The sequence below is a fragment of the Xanthomonas sp. LMG 12459 genome (genome assembly GCF_009192905.1).
Taxonomy (GTDB): Bacteria; Pseudomonadota; Gammaproteobacteria; order Xanthomonadales; family Xanthomonadaceae; genus Xanthomonas_A; species Xanthomonas_A sontii.
The window spans coordinates 1-18,060 of record NZ_NSGT01000084.1 but is presented as its reverse complement, the minus strand read 5'-3'; the positions used below and the strand labels follow the sequence as shown (position 1 = coordinate 18,060).

At 70.8% G+C, this 18,060-nt stretch carries 16 protein-coding genes and 1 pseudogene; 10 read left to right on the top strand and 7 right to left on the bottom strand.

Annotated features, from left to right (window positions below; genetic code table 11):
- Positions 1 to 24: 24 nt before the first annotated feature.
- From CEK65_RS16875 to map, 7 genes and pseudogenes are all read right to left on the bottom strand, one after another.
- Complete coding sequence (locus tag CEK65_RS16875) at positions 25 to 483, bottom strand: GNAT family N-acetyltransferase (RefSeq protein ID WP_152182441.1); 459 nt, start codon at positions 481 to 483, stop codon at positions 25 to 27.
- Positions 480 to 836, bottom strand: coding sequence for an arsenate reductase (locus tag CEK65_RS16870; protein WP_152182440.1), 357 nt, complete (start codon positions 834 to 836; stop codon positions 480 to 482). Before CEK65_RS16870 ends, CEK65_RS16875 begins: the two co-directional genes overlap by 4 nt.
- Before the next feature lie 231 nt (positions 837 to 1,067).
- Positions 1,068 to 1,844 carry a hypothetical protein gene (locus tag CEK65_RS16865; protein WP_226980622.1) on the bottom strand — a complete coding sequence of 259 codons (777 nt, stop codon included), beginning with the start codon at positions 1,842 to 1,844 and terminating at the stop codon, positions 1,068 to 1,070.
- Between the two features lie 336 nt (positions 1,845 to 2,180).
- Positions 2,181 to 3,050 (bottom strand): hypothetical protein, encoded by an 870-nt coding sequence (locus tag CEK65_RS16860; protein WP_152182439.1) that lies wholly within the window; start codon positions 3,048 to 3,050, stop codon positions 2,181 to 2,183.
- A gap of 1 nt (position 3,051) precedes the next feature.
- Positions 3,052 to 4,044: pseudogene (dapD, locus tag CEK65_RS16855) on the bottom strand (2,3,4,5-tetrahydropyridine-2,6-dicarboxylate N-succinyltransferase); the annotation flags it as partial.
- A gap of 2 nt (positions 4,045 to 4,046) precedes the next feature.
- On the bottom strand, positions 4,047 to 6,647 hold the full coding sequence (locus CEK65_RS16850; RefSeq protein WP_152182463.1) for a [protein-PII] uridylyltransferase: 2,601 nt from the start codon (positions 6,645 to 6,647) through the stop codon (positions 4,047 to 4,049).
- Between the two features lie 29 nt (positions 6,648 to 6,676).
- Positions 6,677 to 7,453, bottom strand: a complete 777-nt coding sequence (gene map / locus CEK65_RS16845) for a type I methionyl aminopeptidase (protein WP_017911155.1) — start codon at positions 7,451 to 7,453, stop codon at positions 6,677 to 6,679.
- Positions 7,454 to 7,679: 226 nt separating this feature from the next.
- On the opposite strand from map, the gene CEK65_RS16840 reads away from it, so the two are divergent.
- The 10 genes from CEK65_RS16840 (at position 7,680) to pyrH (ending at position 17,918) form a co-directional block, all read left to right on the top strand.
- Positions 7,680 to 8,183: a spore coat U domain-containing protein gene (locus CEK65_RS16840; RefSeq protein WP_017912102.1), complete on the top strand. Its 504-nt coding sequence runs from the start codon at positions 7,680 to 7,682 to the stop codon at positions 8,181 to 8,183.
- A gap of 14 nt (positions 8,184 to 8,197) precedes the next feature.
- On the top strand, positions 8,198 to 8,938 hold the full coding sequence (locus CEK65_RS16835) for a molecular chaperone (RefSeq protein WP_152182437.1): 741 nt from the start codon (positions 8,198 to 8,200) through the stop codon (positions 8,936 to 8,938).
- Positions 8,889 to 11,258, top strand: a complete 2,370-nt coding sequence (locus tag CEK65_RS16830; protein WP_152182436.1) for a fimbria/pilus outer membrane usher protein — start codon at positions 8,889 to 8,891, stop codon at positions 11,256 to 11,258. The genes CEK65_RS16835 and CEK65_RS16830 overlap by 50 nt, the downstream gene beginning before the upstream one ends.
- Positions 11,255 to 12,277, top strand: a complete 1,023-nt coding sequence (locus CEK65_RS16825; protein WP_152182435.1) for a spore coat U domain-containing protein — start codon at positions 11,255 to 11,257, stop codon at positions 12,275 to 12,277. Before CEK65_RS16830 ends, CEK65_RS16825 begins: the two co-directional genes overlap by 4 nt.
- A gap of 82 nt (positions 12,278 to 12,359) precedes the next feature.
- Positions 12,360 to 12,680 (top strand): hypothetical protein, encoded by a 321-nt coding sequence (locus CEK65_RS16820; protein ID WP_017916088.1) that lies wholly within the window; start codon positions 12,360 to 12,362, stop codon positions 12,678 to 12,680.
- On the top strand, positions 12,680 to 13,396 hold the full coding sequence (locus CEK65_RS16815; protein WP_152182434.1) for a fimbria/pilus periplasmic chaperone: 717 nt from the start codon (positions 12,680 to 12,682) through the stop codon (positions 13,394 to 13,396). The genes CEK65_RS16820 and CEK65_RS16815 overlap by 1 nt, the downstream gene beginning before the upstream one ends.
- A gap of 275 nt (positions 13,397 to 13,671) precedes the next feature.
- Complete coding sequence (gene rpsB / locus CEK65_RS16810; protein ID WP_017911569.1) at positions 13,672 to 14,469, top strand: 30S ribosomal protein S2; 798 nt, start codon at positions 13,672 to 13,674, stop codon at positions 14,467 to 14,469.
- A gap of 151 nt (positions 14,470 to 14,620) precedes the next feature.
- Positions 14,621 to 15,499: a translation elongation factor Ts gene (gene tsf / locus CEK65_RS16805; RefSeq protein ID WP_017908840.1), complete on the top strand. Its 879-nt coding sequence runs from the start codon at positions 14,621 to 14,623 to the stop codon at positions 15,497 to 15,499.
- Between the two features lie 118 nt (positions 15,500 to 15,617).
- Positions 15,618 to 17,114, top strand: coding sequence for a GGDEF domain-containing protein (locus tag CEK65_RS16800; RefSeq protein ID WP_152182433.1), 1,497 nt, complete (start codon positions 15,618 to 15,620; stop codon positions 17,112 to 17,114).
- A gap of 81 nt (positions 17,115 to 17,195) precedes the next feature.
- A complete protein-coding gene (gene pyrH, locus CEK65_RS16795; RefSeq protein ID WP_010344040.1) occupies positions 17,196 to 17,918 on the top strand; it encodes a UMP kinase in 723 nt (240 codons plus the stop codon).
- The last annotated feature ends 142 nt before the right edge of the window (positions 17,919 to 18,060 follow it).

The window sequence follows — 18,060 nt, the reverse complement described above, 5'->3', positions numbered from 1 at the left end:
GCGCGGTCGCGGTGTCGGCCGTCGCTACGGCGCGATGCCCGGCCAGCGCATGCATTGCACGCGCACCGCGAAAGCTTCGTTGCCAGGCATGCGCCCGCCGTGCGTGCCGGTCTCGACGAAACCGCAGACGCGGTAGAACGCCAGCGCCGCGGCATTGCCCTCCAGCAGTTCCAGCGTCAGGCCGGCCGGGCTGGTACCCTGCACCGCGGCCACCAGCGCCTGACCGACGCCGCGCCGGCGCGCGGCCGGATCCACGTACAGCCAGGCCAGTTCCTCGCCATCGTCGGCGACGAAGCCGAGCACCTGGCCATCGCACTCGGCGACCTGCACGCGGTAATCGAACAGGCCTTCGCGCTCGGCCGCGATCGGCAGCGGCAGGAACGCCTCCGGCAGCCCCGCCGCCTGCAGTTCTTCCAGGCGCGCGGCATCGTGGATGGCGCACAGGCGCGCCCAGTCGTCGGCCCGGTACGGGCGGACGGTCACGCCACCCCGAACCGCTGCTTGAAGCCGTTGTCGGAGAAACCCTGGCTGAGCTTGCCGTCCTCGGTCACCACCACCGGGCGGCGGATCAGTTGCGGGTATTCGCGCAGCAGCAGCTTCCACTCGGCATCGGAGCCGGGTGTCTTCTTGTTGTCGGGCAGTTGCCGCCAGGTGGTGGAGGACTTGTTGACCAGCGCATCGAATCCACCGGCCTGGCCGGCCCAGTCCAGCAGGGTCTCCGGGGTCGGCTTGTGCTCGCGGTAATCGACGAAAGTGTAGGCCACGCCGAAGCGGTCCAGCCACTTGGTCGCCTTCTTGCAGGTGTCGCAGTTCTTCAATCCGTACAACGTCGTCATCGAAACATCCCTTCAAGCGAATGAAGCCCCTCTCCCACCGGGAGCGGGGTTGGGGTGAGGGTCGGTCGGCCCAGAACAGATCGCATTCCAAAGCGCCGCGCACCGCCTTTCGGCGGGCGATGCCATCAGGAGACGAACCGGGCATGCCGTCATCGACAGGCAGCAGCGAGCGTGATCTTACCCGCCGCGCGCGCCATCGGCCTCCCACGCGCAAGAAGACGCCGCCAGGCCTCACTGCGCCGGCACTTCCTGGAGCTTGGCCGAGTCGATCCGCCAGCGCAGTTGCGCCGCCGAGGCGCCGTCCACACCGTTGACCCGGCGCAGGACGTAGTCGCCGCGGAAGCGTTGCCGCCTGCCGTCGGCCAGCGTCGCCTCCACGGTGACCGGTACCGGCTGGTACACCGAGCCGGCGGCGCCATCGCTGGCGCCCAGCGCGCCGATCGTCGCCTTCACCGCACGCGTCTGCGCGAAGCCGGCCTTGAAGGCCGCGTAGGACTGCCCCGGGCGCCCGTCCTCGCCCCACTGCTGCCAGGCCGTGGCGTAGTCGCGCGCATTGATCGCCGCGTAATAGCGCCGCACCACGTCGGCCGCGGCCTGCGGGCTGTCGGCGGCCGGGCCGCACCCGGCGGTGGCCGGCCCGTCGCGGCCGAGCAGCGCGCAGCTGCGCGCGATCTCGTCGTCGATCATGGCGCAGCTGTTGGCGGCATTGCAGGGCGGGTGCGTGGCCGGCGACACCGAGCGACAGGTGGCCGCACGCGCCGCCGCGGCGTCGGCGCCGATCTCGTCGGCGCAGGACAGCGGCGCGCCCGCCGCACCGGCAGTCCCCGTCGTCGTCGCAGGCGCTTGCGCAGGCGCAGGTGTCGCGGCCGGCGCCGGATTTGGCGCAGCGGCGGCCGCCGCAGGCGTGTCGCCCTGCTTGGGCGTCGTCGACGCCGGCGCGCCCTCACGGCCGCACCCGGACAGCGCGAACGCCGCCGTCATCCAGCAAGCCCACATGATCGTACGCATCGGTCTCTCCTGTTCGTTGGTGGCAGCGCGCCAGGCCTCTTCCGTTCCGCCCCCCTGACGTGGCGGCAGTGGCGCAATCGCGTGCGCCAGCGTATCGGGCCACCCATGTACGCCGGGTATGCACAGCGCTCCCGACCGGCCGCGGGATCGCCCGGTTCAACCGACGGCCGGCCGTCCATCTCCTGCAGCGTCGATCACCCAGGCGGAGGCGAGCGTCGACGCAACAGGCACGGCGACGCTGCGGTGCAACCGGCGCGCATGGCCCTGTGCCACGGGCACGCGACGGAACCGCTCGAACCTGTTGCACGCTGCCGGCGTTACCCAGGCGCCAGGCGCTCAGAGCAGCCGTTCGGACACCACCCGGAACGCGACACGCGGCAGGCGAAAGGCCAATCCCTCCTCCAGCGCGACACCCAGCGCCTGCAGCCGCGGGCAGGTCAGCGCCCCGGTCAGCCGCAACGGCTGCAGCGTGGCCGGGTCCACCGGCAAGGCGATGCGGGTGCTGGCCCAGCGGCCGTCGCAGGTGCGCGCGATGGCCTCGTCCTGGCAGGTGAGGAAGCGCAGCAGCGCCTCGCGCGTGGCGAACGCCGGCGTCCAGTCGGCATCGTGCCAGGCCTGGGCAGGCTGCCAGTGCAGTTGCAGCGCCGGCGCGCTGCCCTGCCCCGGCTCGATCTGCGTATGGCCGCTGCCATCGGACTGCAGCGCGTGCACGAAGCGCGCGGCCAGGTGCGGCTGCATGGCGTCGCTGGCGGCGCGTGCGCCGGCCACGTAGGCCAATCCATCCATCACGTTGCGGTCGAACAGCACCACCGGCCCGGCGTTCACATCGTCCACGCGACGCAGGTACCACCGCCAGTTGCTCTGCAGCGGCGATGGCAGCAGCTTCCGCAGCGGTCCGGCCAGGGCCGGACCGAAATGGCCGTGGCGATAGCTGAGGATGGTGTACGGCGTGCGCCCCTGGTGGACGACGTGGGCGTAGCCCGGCGGCGGCGGCGGGGCGCGACGCACGTCGACCCACCAGTTCAGATAGACCACCTCGCGCACGTCGCTCACAAGCGCCGGCAGCGGCCAGCGTTGCGTCAACGCGCGCCGCAGCCGGGTCCAGCCAGGCGCATGCAGCAGGCGCGGCAGCGCGCGCCCGTACCAGGCGGCGGACGGGTGCCGGTAAGCCGCGGCCTCGGCCAGGTCCGGCACCGCCGCCGGCATCTCAGTCGGCCAGGCCGCGCAGCAGGTCGTTGACGCTGGTCTTGCTGCGGGTCTTGGCGTCGACCTGCTTGACGATCACCGCGCAGTACAGCGAGTGCGAGCCGTCCTTGGACGGCAACTGCCCGGACACCACCACGCTGTACGGCGGCACGTAGCCGTAGGAGATCTCGCCGGTGGCGCGGTTGTAGATGCGCGTGCTCTGGCCCAGGAACACGCCCATGCCGATCACGCTGTGATGGCCGACCACCACGCCCTCCACCACTTCCGAGCGCGCGCCGATGAAGCAGTGGTCCTCGATGATGGTGGGGCTGGCCTGCAGCGGTTCGAGCACGCCGCCAATGCCGGCGCCGCCGGACAGGTGGCAGTGCTTGCCGATCTGCGCGCAGGAACCGACCGTGGCCCAGGTGTCGACCATGGTGCCCTCGCCCACGTGCGCACCGATGTTGGTGAAGCTCGGCATCAGCACCACGTCCTTGCCGAAGTAGCTGCCGCGGCGCGCCACCGCGCCCGGTACCACGCGCACGCCGGCCTTGCGGAACTCGGCTTCGTGATAGCCGGCGAAACGCGATTCCACCTTGTCCCAGAACGGCGCCGGCTGCGCTTCCACCACGGCCATCTCGTTGACCCGGAAGTACAGCAGCACCGCCTTCTTCAGCCACTCGTTGACCTTCCAGCCGCCGTGCCCGTCCGGCTCGGCGACACGGAACTCGCCGCTTTCCAGGCCGTCGATGACGCGGTTGACCACCGGCCGGGTCGAGCCCTCGATCTCGTCGAGCGTCAGCGTGGCGCGGCGCTCGAAGGCGCTGTCGATGGTGAACTTCAGCTCGTCGGCGCTGGGCACGGCCACCGGCTTGGCGCGCAGCGGCTTCGGCGCGGGCTTGGCGGGCTTGCTCGCCGCGGTCGGCGCCGCCGGCTTTGCGGCAACCGGCTTGGCCGTCTTCTTGGGGGCCGCCGTCTTGGCAGCGGACTTCTTGGCGGCAGGCTTCTTGGTGGCCATCAGCGGGGGTCTCCAGGCGGGGTATCGGGGTCCAGACAGGCCTGCAGCGCGGCCTGCAACGCCTGGCGGGCGGCGTCGGGCAACGGCAGGTTGTGCTCGTCGGTGATGTGGAACAGATCCTCGGCGCGCTCGCCGAAGGTGGCGATGCGCGCATCGTGCACGCGCAGGTGCTGCCGGCGCAGCACCTGGGCCACGTCCGACAGCAGCCCGGGGCGGTCGGGCGCGACCAGGCTGAGCCGGGTCAGGCGGCCGTCGAGGCTTTCGCGGAATTCGATGCGCGGGGCGAAGCGGAAATGCCGCAGCTGGCGCGGCACCACCCGCCGCGCCGGGCGCAGCCGCGCCAGGTCGCCGGCCAGCGCCTCGCGCAGTCCGGCCTGCAACTGCGCGATGTCGCCGCTGGCGAAGGCGTCGGCCGGCATCACCTCGAAGGTGTCGAAGATCGCCCCGTGCGGGGCGTCGAGCACGCGCGCGCGATGGATGCCGTAGCCGAGCCGGTCCAGGGTCATCACGATCGCGGCGAACAGGCCGTCGCGGTCCGGCGAATACACGAACACTTCCAGCGCCGCGTCGTCGGGGGTGACCGGGCGCACCTTGACCAGGGTGCCACCGAGTTCCACCTCCATCAGCGAGGTCGCCTGCCAGGACAGTTGCTCGGGACGGAAGCGCAGGAAGCTCTCGTCCGGCATGCCGGCGAACTGGCGGTCGATGATGGCGTCGTCGTGGCCCTGGATGTGCATCAGCGCGCGCGTGGCCTCGCGCGCCTCCTGCAGGCGCTCGGCCACCGGCAGCGGATGCTCCAGGCCTTCGCGCAGGGCGCGGCGCGCGGCGAAGTACAGATCGGCCAGCAACCGGTCCTTCCACGCGTTCCACAGCTTGGGGCTGGTGCCGGCGATGTCGGCGCAGGTCAGCAGGTACAGATAGTCCAGGCGCTCGCGGTCGCCGACCAGGCTGGCGAAGCGATGGATCACCTCCGGATCGGCGATGTCCTGCTTCTGCGCGGTCACCGACATGCGCAGATGCTGCTCGACCAGCCAGGCGACCAGTTCGGTGTCGGCGGCGCTGAGCGCGTGCGCGGCGCAGAACGCGCGCGCATCCACCGCGCCCAGCTCCGAATGGTCGCCGCCGCGGCCCTTGGCGATGTCGTGGAACAGGCCGGCCAGCAGCAGCAGTTCCGGCTTGCGCAGCCGCGGCCAGACTTCATGCGCGATGGAGAAGCGTTCGTCGGCGCGCGCGTTGGCGAACACCGCCATGTTCTTCAGCACCATCAGCGTGTGCTGGTCGACCGTGTACACGTGGAACAGGTCGAACTGCATGCGCCCGGACACCTGCGCGAACGCCGGGATCCACTGCCCGAGCACACCCAGCCGCGCCATCCGGGTCAGCGTCTGCACCGCGCGCGGGCCGCGCAACAGCGCCAGGAAGCGCTCGCGCGCGGTCGGGCTGGCGCTGGCGTAGGCCGGCAGATGCGGCAGCGCCTCGGCCAGCGCGCGCGCGGTCAGCGAATGCAGGCCGCGGATCTCACCGTGCGCGGCCCAGGTGGCGAACAGCGCGAACACCTGCACCGGATCGGCCTGCGGCCAGCGCTCGTCGTCGGCAGCCAGGTAGCCACGGCGCAAGGAGAAGCCGCCGTCCAGCGGCTGCGGCTGCGCTTCGCCGTCGAACTGTTCCTCGAAGCGCTGCAGCAGCCGGTCGCTGAGCCGGCGCACGATCGCCGCGCTGCGATAGAAGCGCTGCATCATCTTTTCGACGCCCAGGCTCTCGACGTCGTCGGAGAAGCCCAGGCGCTGCGCCAGGGTCTTCTGGTAATCGAAGCGCAGGCGCTCTTCCGGACGGTTGGCGACCAGGTGCAGCCCGTAGCGCAAGCGCGCCAGTTCGCGGCGCTCGCGGCGCAGCGCGGCGGCCTCGTCGCCGCCGACATGGCCCAGCCCGATCAACGGCTCCAGGTCGCGCACGCCGAACGCGCGCAGCGCCATCCAGCCCAGCGTATGCAGGTCGCGCAGGCCGCCGGGGCCGTCCTTGATATCCGGCTCCAGGTTGTCGGCGGTGTCGCCGAAGCGCTGGTGGCGGGCCTGCAGTTCCTCGCGCTTGGCCATGAAGAATTCGCGCGGCGGCCACACCCGCTGCGGGGCGATGGCCGCCGCCAGCGCCGCCTTGGCGGCGGCGTCGGCCTGCAGCGGGCGCGCCTCGATCAGCGCGGTCAGCACGGTCTGGTCGGCGCAGGCCGCGGTGCACTGCGCGGCCGAGCGCACCGCATGGCTCACCGGCACGCCGGCGTCCCACAACAGCGGGAACAGCCGTGCCAGCGCCGGTTCGTAGGCGGGATCGAGGTCGCCGAACACCAGCAGGTCGATGTCCGAGCGCGGGAACAGTTCGCCACGGCCATAGCCGCCGACCGCGAACAACGCCAGCCCGGCCTCGCGCGGCACGCAGCGGCTCCAGGCGTGGCGGATCAACTGGTCCAGCGCGCGCGCGCGCAGCGCCAGCAGGCGATCGATGTCATCGCCCTGGTCGAAACGCTTGCTCAGCCGCGCATCGGTCTGCGCCAGCAGTTGCCGGACAGCAGCCGCCCAGCCGGCGTCGTCGACGCCGGCACCGGGCATGCCGGCATCGGCACCGGCCGGCAGCAGGCTCACGGTTCGCCGAGGCCGCCCGGCGACAGGGTCAGGACCTCCACCCCATCCTCGGTGACGGCGACCATGTGTTCCCATTGCGCGGAGAGCTTGCGGTCCTTGGTCACCACGGTCCAGCCGTCCGGCAGCACGCGGGTGTAGCGCGTGCCCTCGTTGATCATCGGCTCGATGGTGAAGGTCATGCCCGGCTTCAGCACCAGGCCGTCGCCCGGCCGGCCGTAGTGCAGCACCTGCGGTTCGTCGTGGTAGACCTTGCCGATGCCGTGGCCGCAGTACTCGCGCACCACGCTGAAGCGCTCGCTCTCGGCGTACTGCTGGATGGCATGGCCGACGTCGCCGAGCGTGGCGCCCGGCTTCACCGCGCGGATGCCGCGCCACATCGCCTCGTAGGTGGCCTCGATCAGGCGCCGCGCCATCACCGACGGCGTGCCCGCGCAGTACATGCGGCTGGTGTCGCCATGCCAGCCGTCCTTGATCACGGTGACGTCGATGTTGACGATGTCGCCGTCCTTCAGGACCTTGCCCTCACTGGGGATGCCGTGGCAGATGACGTTGTTCACCGACGTGCACACGGTCTTCGGAAAGCCGCGATAGCCGACGTTGGCCGGCACCGCCCCCTGCACCTTGACGATATGGTCGTGGCAGATGCGGTCCAGCTCGGCGGTGGTGACGCCGGGCTTCACGTACGGGCCGATCAGGTCCAGTACCTCGGCGGCCAGGCGGCCGGCCACGCGCATCTTCTCGATGTCCTGCGGAGTTTTCAGATTGACGGTCATGGTCGTCATTATCGCTCATCCCGGCGCTGGCTGAACGCGCCGGACGCGTTGCCGGGTTTTTGGCACGCCGGCGCGGTCGCCGCTGCCTTCATCGCACTGAACACGGCGCCCTGTGGCGGTCATCCCATGTGAAAACTGGATAACGATCCATAAATATGTGAACTGGCGCGCATTTTGCACTGTCGGTGGCACCGGCGGTTGTCCGCCCTCACCGAAGAACCCTGCCATGTACCTCTTCCATCGCGTTCTCGCCTTCCTCGTGCTGTTCGCCGCCGGGACCGGCCTGGCCTGGGCCCAGTCCGACTCGCGCACCTTCAACGTCAAGATCCAGATCACCAGCGTCTGCGACATCCAGACCGCGCCCACCGACGTCGATTTCGGCAGCGTCAATTCCACCCAGACCGCGATCAACAGCACCGGCACCTTGAACGTGCGCTGCACCTCCGGCACGCCGTACAACATCGCGCTGAACGCCGGTTCCGGCTCCGGCGCCACGGTCACCACCCGCACCATGGGCAGTGCCGACGCCAGCAATACCGCACGCGTGCCGTACGCGCTGTACCGCAATGCCGCGCGCACCCAGAACTGGGGCTCGACCATCGGCACCGACACCCAGGCCGGCACCGGCAATGGTGCAGTGCAACCGATCACCGTCTACGGCCAGGTCGCCAGCACCAACTACCCTGCCGGTTCCTACAGCGACGTCGTCACCGCCACCGTCACCTGGTAACCGGAGCCGCCTGCATGCGTTCGCGACTGTCTTCCTTCCTGCGCCTGCCGGCGCTCGCCGCGCTGTGGCTGGCGGCGGCAGGCGCGGCTGTCGCGGCGAGCCTGCAGGTGGCGCCGACCTCGGTGTCGCTGCGTACCGAGGAGACCGCGCAGGGCCTGTGGCTGAGCAACAGCGGCGACGTGCCGCTGCGTGCGCAGGTGCGCGTGTTCCATTGGCAGCAGCGCGACGGCGAGGATGTGCTCGACCCCAGCGACCGCATCGCGCTCAGCCCGCCGATGCTGCAACTGGCGCCGCACGCGCGGCAACTGGTGCGGGTGATCCGCCTGGATCCCGCGCCCACCGCGGGCGAGGACGCCTATCGCATCCTGGTCGACGAACTGCCCAGCCAGGATGCCGGCGCCAGCGCCAGCGCCGGGCTGCAGTTCGTGCTGCGCTATTCGGTGCCGGTGTTCCTCAAGCCGGCCGCGACCACGGCGCCGGCACTGCGCGCGCGGCTGCTCCGCGACGGCGCGGGCGCGGCGCTGGAAGTGCGCAATGAGGGCAACGGCCACGCGCAGTTGGTGGACCTGCAGTTCGTCGCCGGCGATGGCCGCCGCAGCGCCATCGCCGAAGGCCTGGCCGGCTACGTGCTGCCTGGCCAGCGCAAGCGCTGGCCGCTGCCGGCGGCGCTGGCGCAGACCCAGGGAACGTTCGAGGCAAGGATCAATGGCGAGCCGCGCGCGCAGTCGCTGGTCGTGGACGCCGCGGCGCCCTGAACTGCTGCTGGCGCTGTGGGCCGGCAGCGCCGCGCTCGCCGTCGCCCAGCCGCAGCCCCCGCCCCGGCCCGAGGCGACCGCTCCGGCGCAGGAGACCCTGTACCTGGAGGTCACCCTGAACCAGACCCGCCAGCCCGGCCTGTTCCAGTTCCAACGCGACGGCGAGCAACTGCGCGCCAGCGCCGCCACCCTGCGCCAGCTCGGCCTGCGCGTGGACGGCAGCGACGCCAGCGCGGCGATCGCCCTGGGCGACCTGGACGGCGTGCGCTTCCGCTACGACGCCAGCCTGCAGCAGGTGACGATCGACGCGCCGGTGGCATTGCTCGACGTCGCCACCACCCGCATCGACGCGCGCGGCGGCGTGCCGTCGCTGCCGGCGACCAGTTCACCCGGCGCATTGCTCGACTACGACCTCTACGCCAGCCGCCAGGGCGGCGCCAGCAATCTCACCGCCGGCGGCGAACTGCGCGTGTTCGGCCTGGGCCAGGGCCTGCTGCGGCAGTCCTTCGTCGGCCGCGTGTACCGCGAGCCGCAGCAGGACTGGCGTGCCCAGACGATCCGCCTGGACACGCAATGGCAGTGGTCGCTGCCCGAGCGCATGACCAGCGTGGTGCTGGGCGACACCTTCAGCAGCAGCACCAGTTGGAGCCGCACCGTGCGCCTGGGCGGCGTGCGAGTGGGCAGCGACTTCGGCCTGCAGCCGTATCGCGCGATCACCCCGTTGCCGGAATTCCTCGGCGAGGTGGCGGTGCCGTCCAGCGTGGACCTGTACGTCAACGGCATCCGCCAGTACGGCGCGCAGCTGCCGGCCGGGCCGTTCCAGCTGTCCGCCGCGCCGGGCGTGGACGGTGCCGGCAACGCCCAGGTGGTGATCACCGACGCCTACGGCCGCACCCGCTCGCTGGCCTTTCCGTTCTATGCGACCCAGGACTTGCTGGCCAGCGGGCTGACCGACTGGTCGCTGGCGCTGGGCCGGGTGCGCGAGGCGTACGGCGTCGCCGATTTCGCCTATGCCGGCGACACCGTCGGCAGCGCCAGCTGGCGGCGCGGCCTCGGCCCGCGCTTCACCGCCGAGGCGCATGCCGAGGCCGGCGCCGGCGTGCGCTACGCCGGGGTCGGCGGCCTGTGGCTGTTGCCGCGCGCCGGCGTGTTCGGCGCCTCGCTGGCGCACGGCGGTGCGGCCGGCCAGCAAGGCCTGCAGTACGCGCTGAGCTACCGCTGGAACAACGGCCGCTTCAACCTAGCGATGGATACCCAGCGCGCGCAATCCGGCTACCGCGACGTGGCCGCGCGCTACGGCGCCGCGCCGCCGCGGGTCAGCGAGCGCGCCCTGTTCGGCAGCACCTGGAACGGCGTCGGCAATATCGCCCTGAGCTATGTGCGCCTGGCCTACCCCGACAGCGGCGACCAGCGCTATGCCAGTCTGTTCTGGACCCGGACCCTGCCGTGGCAATCGTCCTTGAACCTGAGCGTCAACCAGAACCTGGATCAGGCCCGCGACCGCAGCGTGTACCTGGGCTGGTCGATCGCCCTGGACGGCCGCCGCCAGGCGGGCGTCGCCGTGCAACGCATCGGCGCGCGCACCAGTGCGACGGCCGACCTCAGCCAGGCGGCCGCCGCCGACGGCGGCAGCGGCTGGCGGCTGCAGGCGCGCGGCGGGCAGGACGGCGGCGGCGGCCTGGCCGAGGCCAGCTGGCGTGGCGACAGCGCCCGTTACGCCGGCGGCATCGCCAGCGCCGGCGGCCAGCGCTACGCCTATGCGGAAGCGTCGGGCGGCGTGGCCTGGATCGGCGGCGGCTGGTTCCCTGGCCGCGATCTCGACCAGGCCTTCGCCCTGGTCTCCACCGGCGGCGTCGCCGACGTGCCGGTGCTGCTGGAGAACCGGCCGATCGGCCGCACCGATGCGCGCGGCTTCCTGCTGGTCACGCCGCTGCTGGCCTGGCAGCACAACCGGCTGTCGATCGATCCGATGCGCCTGGCGCCCGAGTTGCGGCCGGAGCAGGTCGACCAGATCGTGGTGCCGCGCGATCGGACCGGGGTGGTGGTGGCGTTCCCGATCCGCCGCAGCGACGGCGTGCTGGTGCAACTGCACGACGCCGCCGACGCGCCGCTGCCGGTCGGCAGCCGGGTGCATGGACCGGGCGTCGACACCGTGGTCGGCTACGATGGCCAGGCCTATGTGGAAGGGCTCGCGCCCGGCCGCAACGACCTGGAGGTGGACATGCAAGGAAGCCGCTGCCGGTTCCGGATCGAGCGCCCGACGCAGGCGCCGCCCACCCGGCTGGGTCCGCTGCGCTGCCTGTCGGGGCGCACGCCGTGAGCGCGCGCGCCTGGCGGATATGGCTGCCGGCGCTGCTGCTGGTGGCCGCGGCGCTGCTGCCGCAGCGCGCTGCCGCGACCACCACCTGTACCGCGCAGGCCACGGCGGTGAGCTTCGGCACCCTCTCCGACACCGCCGCCACCGACGCCACCGCACAGATCCTGGTGACCTGCCAGACCGGCGCGATCAGCGTGCTGGGCACGATCTACGTGCGCATGTGCCTGAACATCGGCGAGGGCGCGCAGGGTGCCGGCTTCGGCATCACCCCACGGCGCATGCTCAACCCGCTCAACGACAGCCTCGGCTTCCAGCTCTACCGCGACAGCGCGCGCAGCCTGATCTGGGGCAGCGCGCTGAGCGGTTCCACGCCGCTGCAGGTGGACCTGACTTACTCGTCGCTGGCGACCGGCGGCAGCGGCACCGGCACCTACACCATCTATGCGCGCGTCCCGTTGCAGAGCGGTATCGCCACCGGGACCTACCAGAACAGCTTCAGCGGCGTGTACACCAACCTGCAGTACCGCTACGACGAGCCGTTGGTCGGCAACCCCGCGGTGATTCCCACCTCCTGCACCACCGGCGGCAAGGGCGGCGGCACCTCGGTGCAGTTCCCGTTCGTGGCCAGCGCCACCGCCGCACCGACCTGCACCATCGCCAGCATCGCCGACCTGGACTTCGGCACCCAGTCCGGCCTGATCGACAACCCGCTGAACTACACCACCGTGCTCAGCATGAACTGCCGCTACCGCACCGCCTGGCAGGTGAGCCTGGACAATGGCCAGAACGCCAGCGGCAACGTGCGCCGCATGCGCAGCGCCAGCGGCCAGTACCTGACCTATGAGCTGTACCGCGACGCTGCGCGCACCCAGCGCTGGGGCAGCACCCTGAATACCGATACCCAGACCGGCACCGGGACCGGCAGCGCACAGACGCTGACCCTGTACGGGCAGGTCCCGGCCCGGCAGACGCCCGCCCCGGGCAGCTACAGCGACGTGGTCAAGGTCACCGTCACCTACTGAGGCCTGAACGGCGCCGTGGCGCCGGTCAAGTTGCCGGGGGGTCGGGCCGCTATTGGCTGTGTCCTCCCCGGAGTTCCGCTCGATGACTGCGCCGTTCCTGCGACCGCTGCTGCTGGCAAGCCTGTGCGTGGCCGGCGTCGACGCGGCTGCGCAACCCGCCGTCGGCACCGGCGGCGCGATGTTGCGGATCGGTATCCGTATCGAACGCAGTTGCGAGATCGGCGCCCCGGCGCGTCCGCAACCCGGGGCACTGCCGACGGTCGCCTGCAACCGCCCGCTGGCCTACCAGGTCAGCATCGACGGCACACCCGCGCCCGGCGCCGGCATGGCGTTGGCCTTGAGCCTGCCCGCCGCCGGCATCACGCCGGGCACGTCGGCGGGCTACGCCACGGTCGCGTTCTAGTGGGCCGCGCTCGCGCGCGCCTGCTGCCGGCGCTGCTGCTGGCGCTGGCCGGCAGTGCTGGCGCGGCCGGGGTGCGGATCAGTCCGACCCTGGTGCAACTGGCACCCGGCGAGACCAGCACCGACATCTGGCTGAGCAATACCCAGGACCGCCACTGGCAGGCGCAGGTCACGGTGTACCGCTGGCGGCAGAGCGACGGGATGGACGACCTGGAGAGCACCGACGAGGTCCGCGCCAGCCCGCAGTCGATCGACATCCCCGCGCAGGGGCGGCAACTGCTGCGGCTGGTGCGTACCGGCCCTGCGAGCGCCAACGAAGGCGCCTACCGCCTGGTGCTGGAGGAACGCATCGCCCCACCCGACACCGGCGCGCCTGCCACGCAGGGCGCTCCGTTGCTGCTGCGCTATTCCACGCCCGTGTTCCTGAGCCCTGCGGACCCGGCAGCCGCACCGCGCCTCAGCGCCCACCTGATCGCCGGCGCGCGCGGGCCGGAGCTGGTGGTGCACAACCGCGGCAGCGCCCATGCCCGGCTCAGCGACCTGAGCTTCGTCGGCGCCGACGGCCGCACCCAGACCCTGTTCCCCAGCCTCGCCGGCTACATCCTGGCCGGCGACTACAAGCGCTGGCCGCTGCCGGCCGCCGCGGCCGCGCCCGGCGGCCGCTTCGCGGCACGGCTCGACGACCAGGCGCCACTGCAGCCGCTGCCGGCCGAGTGAACCGCCCGGCGCATTGCGCCACCGCCGTCCGCCAGGTATAGTGCGCGGCTTCGTCGTGCCTGTCATCGGCCGATGGACCGTCCACGCCGGACGCACCGGCGAATTCACACCTGCCGCCATCGCCCGTGCCGGGGTGCTCCGCAAGGAGTTCGGCCACGGAGGCGGCAGGGAGGCCCAACCCCGGAATCGTCGTGCGGCCCGCAAGGCCGCCGTCATGCGCGCGCTTCACCCATTCCTGCCCGCGCACGGCCGGTTCCCCATCAGGAGTCACTGCAATGCCTCAGGTCACCATGCGTCAGATGCTGGAAGCCGGCGTCCACTTCGGCCACCAGACCCGCTACTGGAACCCCAAGATGGCGCCGTACATCTTCGGCGCGCGCGGCAAGATCCACATCATCAACCTCGAGAAGACGGTTCCGCTGTTCAACGACGCGATGAACTTCATCTCCAGCGTCGCGCAGAAGCGCGGCACCATCCTGTTCCTGGGCACCAAGCGCAGCGCCCGCGACGCGGTGAAGGAAGAAGCCGAGCGTTGCGGCCAGCCGTTCATGACCCAGCGCTGGCTGGGCGGCACGCTGACCAACTTCCGCACCGTCAAGCAGTCGGTGGCGCGCCTGAAGGAGCTGGAAGCGGCCGAGACCGACGGCACCTTCGACAAGCTGGTCAAGCACGAAGTGCTGACCCTGCGCCGCGAGCGCGACAAGCTGGAAGCCTCGCTGGGCGGCATCAAGGAAATGAACCGTCTGCCGGACGCCCTGTTCGTCATCGACATCGGCCATGAAGACATCGCCATCAAGGAAGCCAAGAAGCTCGGCATCCCGGTGATCGCGGTGGTCGACACCAACTACAACCCGGACCTGGTCGACTACGCCATCCCGGGCAACGACGACGCCATCCGCGCCGTGCAGCTGTACGCCCGTGCCGCCGCCGACGCCGTGCTGGAAGGCAAGGCCGCTGCGCCGAACGCCGCCAGCGTGCGCGAGGAAGAGTTCGCCGAGGGCGCCGACGACAAGGGCCGCGGCCCGCGCAAGAACGGCAAGAAGGCCGAAGAGACCGCTCCCGCCGCCGAGTAACCGGCGCGCCATGCGGCTGCGCGATCATGCGCAGCCGCCGCCCGGCGCGTTCGGCGCGCCCGGCTTCGCGAGCGCCGCCTGCGGCGCCCGCTTCCCAGATCTACCGGCCGGCCGCAAGCCGGCCTTTTCCCACCTTTCGTGAGGACATCCCGTGGAAATCACTGCTTCCCTGGTCAAGGAACTGCGCGAGCGCACCGGCGCCGGCATGATGGAGTGCAAGAAGGCACTCACCGAGAACGCCGGCAACATCGACAACGCCGCCGAGTGGCTGCGCAAGTCGGGCCTGGCCAAGGCCGACAAGAAGGCCGACCGCGTCGCCGCCGAAGGCCGCATCGCGATGGCCCAGGACGGCGGCAAGGCGGTCCTGGTCGAAATCAACTCCGAGACCGACTTCGTCGCCAAGGACAACAACTTCCTGGCCTTCACCGACGCCGTCGTCCAGGCCGCCCTGGCCTCCGGCGCCGCCGACGTCGAAGCGCTGAAGAGCGCCAAGCTGCCCAGCGGCGAGACCGTCGAGGAAGCCCGTGCCGCGGTCATCGCCAAGGTCGGCGAGAACGTGCAGGTGCGCCGCCTGGTGCGCATCGACAGCGCCAACAACGTCGCCGCCTACGTGCACGGCGGCCGCATCGGCGTGCTGGTCGAGGTCAAGGGCGGCGACGCCGACCTGGCCCGCGGCATCGCCATGCACATCGCGGCGATGAACCCGCCGCACGTCAAGGCGTCCGACGTCCCGGCCGAGTTCGTGGCCAAGGAAAAGGAAATCGAGCTGGCCAAGATGTCGGAGAAGGACAAGGCCAAGCCGGCCGACATCCTGGAGAAGATCATCAGCGGCAAGATCGCCAAGATCGTCAACGAGGTCACCCTGTACGGCCAGCCCTACGTGCTGAACACCGACCAGACCGTGGAGCAGGCGGTGAAGGCCGCCGGCGCCGACGTGGTCGGCTTCCAGCGCCTGGCAGTGGGCGAAGGCATCGAGAAGGTGGTGGAAGACTACGCCGCCGAAGTGATGAAGCAGGCCGGCCTGGCCTGATCCCGCTCCCGGGAAGAAAAGAGCCGCGCTTGTCGCGGCTTTTTTTTTACGGGTGTACGCTGCGCAGGCCGGGACAGGCCGCTCCCCCACCTCTCATTCCATGCCGTATCGGAAGTGCATGCATCCTGAACTCGAAGCGATCCTGAGTCACTCCCGCGACCTGCCCTCGCCCCCCGGCGTTGCCTTGCGCATCATCGAACTGGCGCAGGATGCGGACGTGGACCTGGCCGCGACCGCCGATGCGATCGCCATGGACATGGCATTGAGCGCGCGCATGCTGCGCATCGCCAATTCCCCGCTGTACGCCAGCCGGCGCCGCGTCGACAACCTCGGCCAGGCGCTGACCATGCTCGGCCTCAACGCCGCGCTGAGCCTGGCCCTGGGCTTCTCGATGGTGCAGAGCCTGCGCGGCGGCAGCGGCGAGCCGCAGGAACGGCTGTGGCGGCGCAGCGTGCTGGCGGCACTGGCCAGCCGCCTGCTCGGCCAGGCCGCGGGGCTGCGCAAGCACGAGGAACTGATGCTGGCCGGGCTGCTGCAGGACATGGGCGCACTGGCCCTGCTGCACGTCTGCCACGACCAGTACGCCACTCTGCTGCACGAGGCCGCCGGCGATCCGCAACGGCTGAGCGCGCTGGAGCGCGAGCACCTGGGCGCCGACCGCGCCGAGGTCGGCGCCTGGCTGGCGCAGAAATGGAAGCTGCCCGCGTACCTGCAGCGCAGTATCGGCGGCGGCGGCACTGCCGGCGCCGCGACCGAACCCTTCGACATCTGCGTGCGCCTGTCCGGCGCCGTCGCCGACATCTGGCTCAGCGACGACCCCGAAGCCGCGCGCACCCACGCCATGCAGTGCGCCTATCGCGACCTGCAACTGGACAGCCGCCGTTTCGACGAGGTGGTGGGCCACATCGCCGAGGCGCTGCCGGCGGTCAGCCCGATCTTCGATGTGCGCATCGCGCAGCCGGAGCGGGTCGACGCGATCATCAGCCATGCCCGCGAACTGATGGTGCTGCGCAACCTGCGCGAAGTGCAGGAAGCCAACCGCGTGCGCCAGCGCGCCGACGAGTACGAGCAGCACGCACGGCGCCTGGCGGAACAGGCCAGCCGCGACGCGCTCACCGGCGTGTTCAACCGGCACCAGCTGGACACTTTGCTCAAGCAGCAGTTCGAACTGGCCAATCGCCACGACTGGCCGCTGTCGGTGGCCTTCATCGATCTGGACGATTTCAAGAAGATCAACGACGCGCACGGGCACCTGGTCGGCGACCAGGTCCTGCGCGCATTCGCGCAGACCCTGCAGCCGATGCTGCGCGCCAGCGACACCGTGGCGCGCTTCGGCGGCGAGGAATTCCTGGTGCTGTTGCCCAACACCGGCGAAGAGGCCGCGCTGGGCGTGATGCGGCGCATCCTCGCCGAGATCGCGCAGCGGCCGATGGCCGACACCAAGCAGGGGCCGCTGCACATCAGCTTCTCCGCGGGCGTGGCCACCCAGGGCGGCCGCGAGCGTTTCAACAGCGCGCAGGAACTGCTGCAGGCGGCCGACGACATGCTGTACAGCGCCAAGCACGGCGGCCGCAATCGCGTCACCGCGCGTTCGTCCGGCGAGGCGCAACGCTGAAGCATCGCCGGCGGCACAGACGCGCTGGCGCGCATCGGCTAAAATCGTGTGGTTTGCCCGTCATCCCCCAACGAGGTCGCCATGTCCCAGCTCGCCTATCGCCGTATCCTGTTGAAACTGTCCGGCGAAGCGCTGATGGGAGACGGGGACTACGGCATCGACCCGAAGATCATCAATCGCCTCGCCCATGAGGTGATCGAGGCGCAGCAGGCCGGCGCGGAAGTGGCGCTGGTGATCGGCGGCGGCAACATCTTCCGCGGCGCCGGTCTGGCCGCCAACGGCATGGACCGGGTCACCGGCGACCACATGGGCATGCTCGCCACCGTCATCAACGCGCTGGCGATGCAGGACGCGCTGGAAAAGCTCGGCGCCAAGGTGCGCGTGATGAGCGCGATCAAGATCAACGACGTGTGCGAGGACTTCATCCGCCGCCGTGCGATCCGCCACCTGGAAAAGGGCCGCATCGCGATCTTCGCCGCCGGCACCGGCAACCCCTTCTTCACCACCGACTCCGGCGCCGCGCTGCGCGCGATCGAGATCGGTGCCGACCTGCTGCTGAAGGCGACCAAGGTCGACGGCGTGTACGACAAGGACCCGAAGAAGCACGCCGACGCGGTGCGCTTCGACAGCCTGACCTACGACGAAGTCATCGCCCGCAACCTGGAAGTGATGGACACCGCCGCCTTCGCCCTGGCCCGCGACAGCGACCTGCCGCTGCGCATCTTCAACATGGGCCAGCCCGGCGAACTGCTGAAGATCCTCCGCGGCGCCGAGATCGGCACGTTGGTGAAGGGACGGGGCTGAAAAGCCGGGAATGGGGAATCGGGATTAGGGAATCGCAGAGCGTTGCGCACTGCAGCATTGGCGCTGGCCACGATTCCCCGCCACATTGGCGTTCAGTTGGGCGCGCCGGAATCCGCCCTTGCCATTCCCCATTCCCGATTCC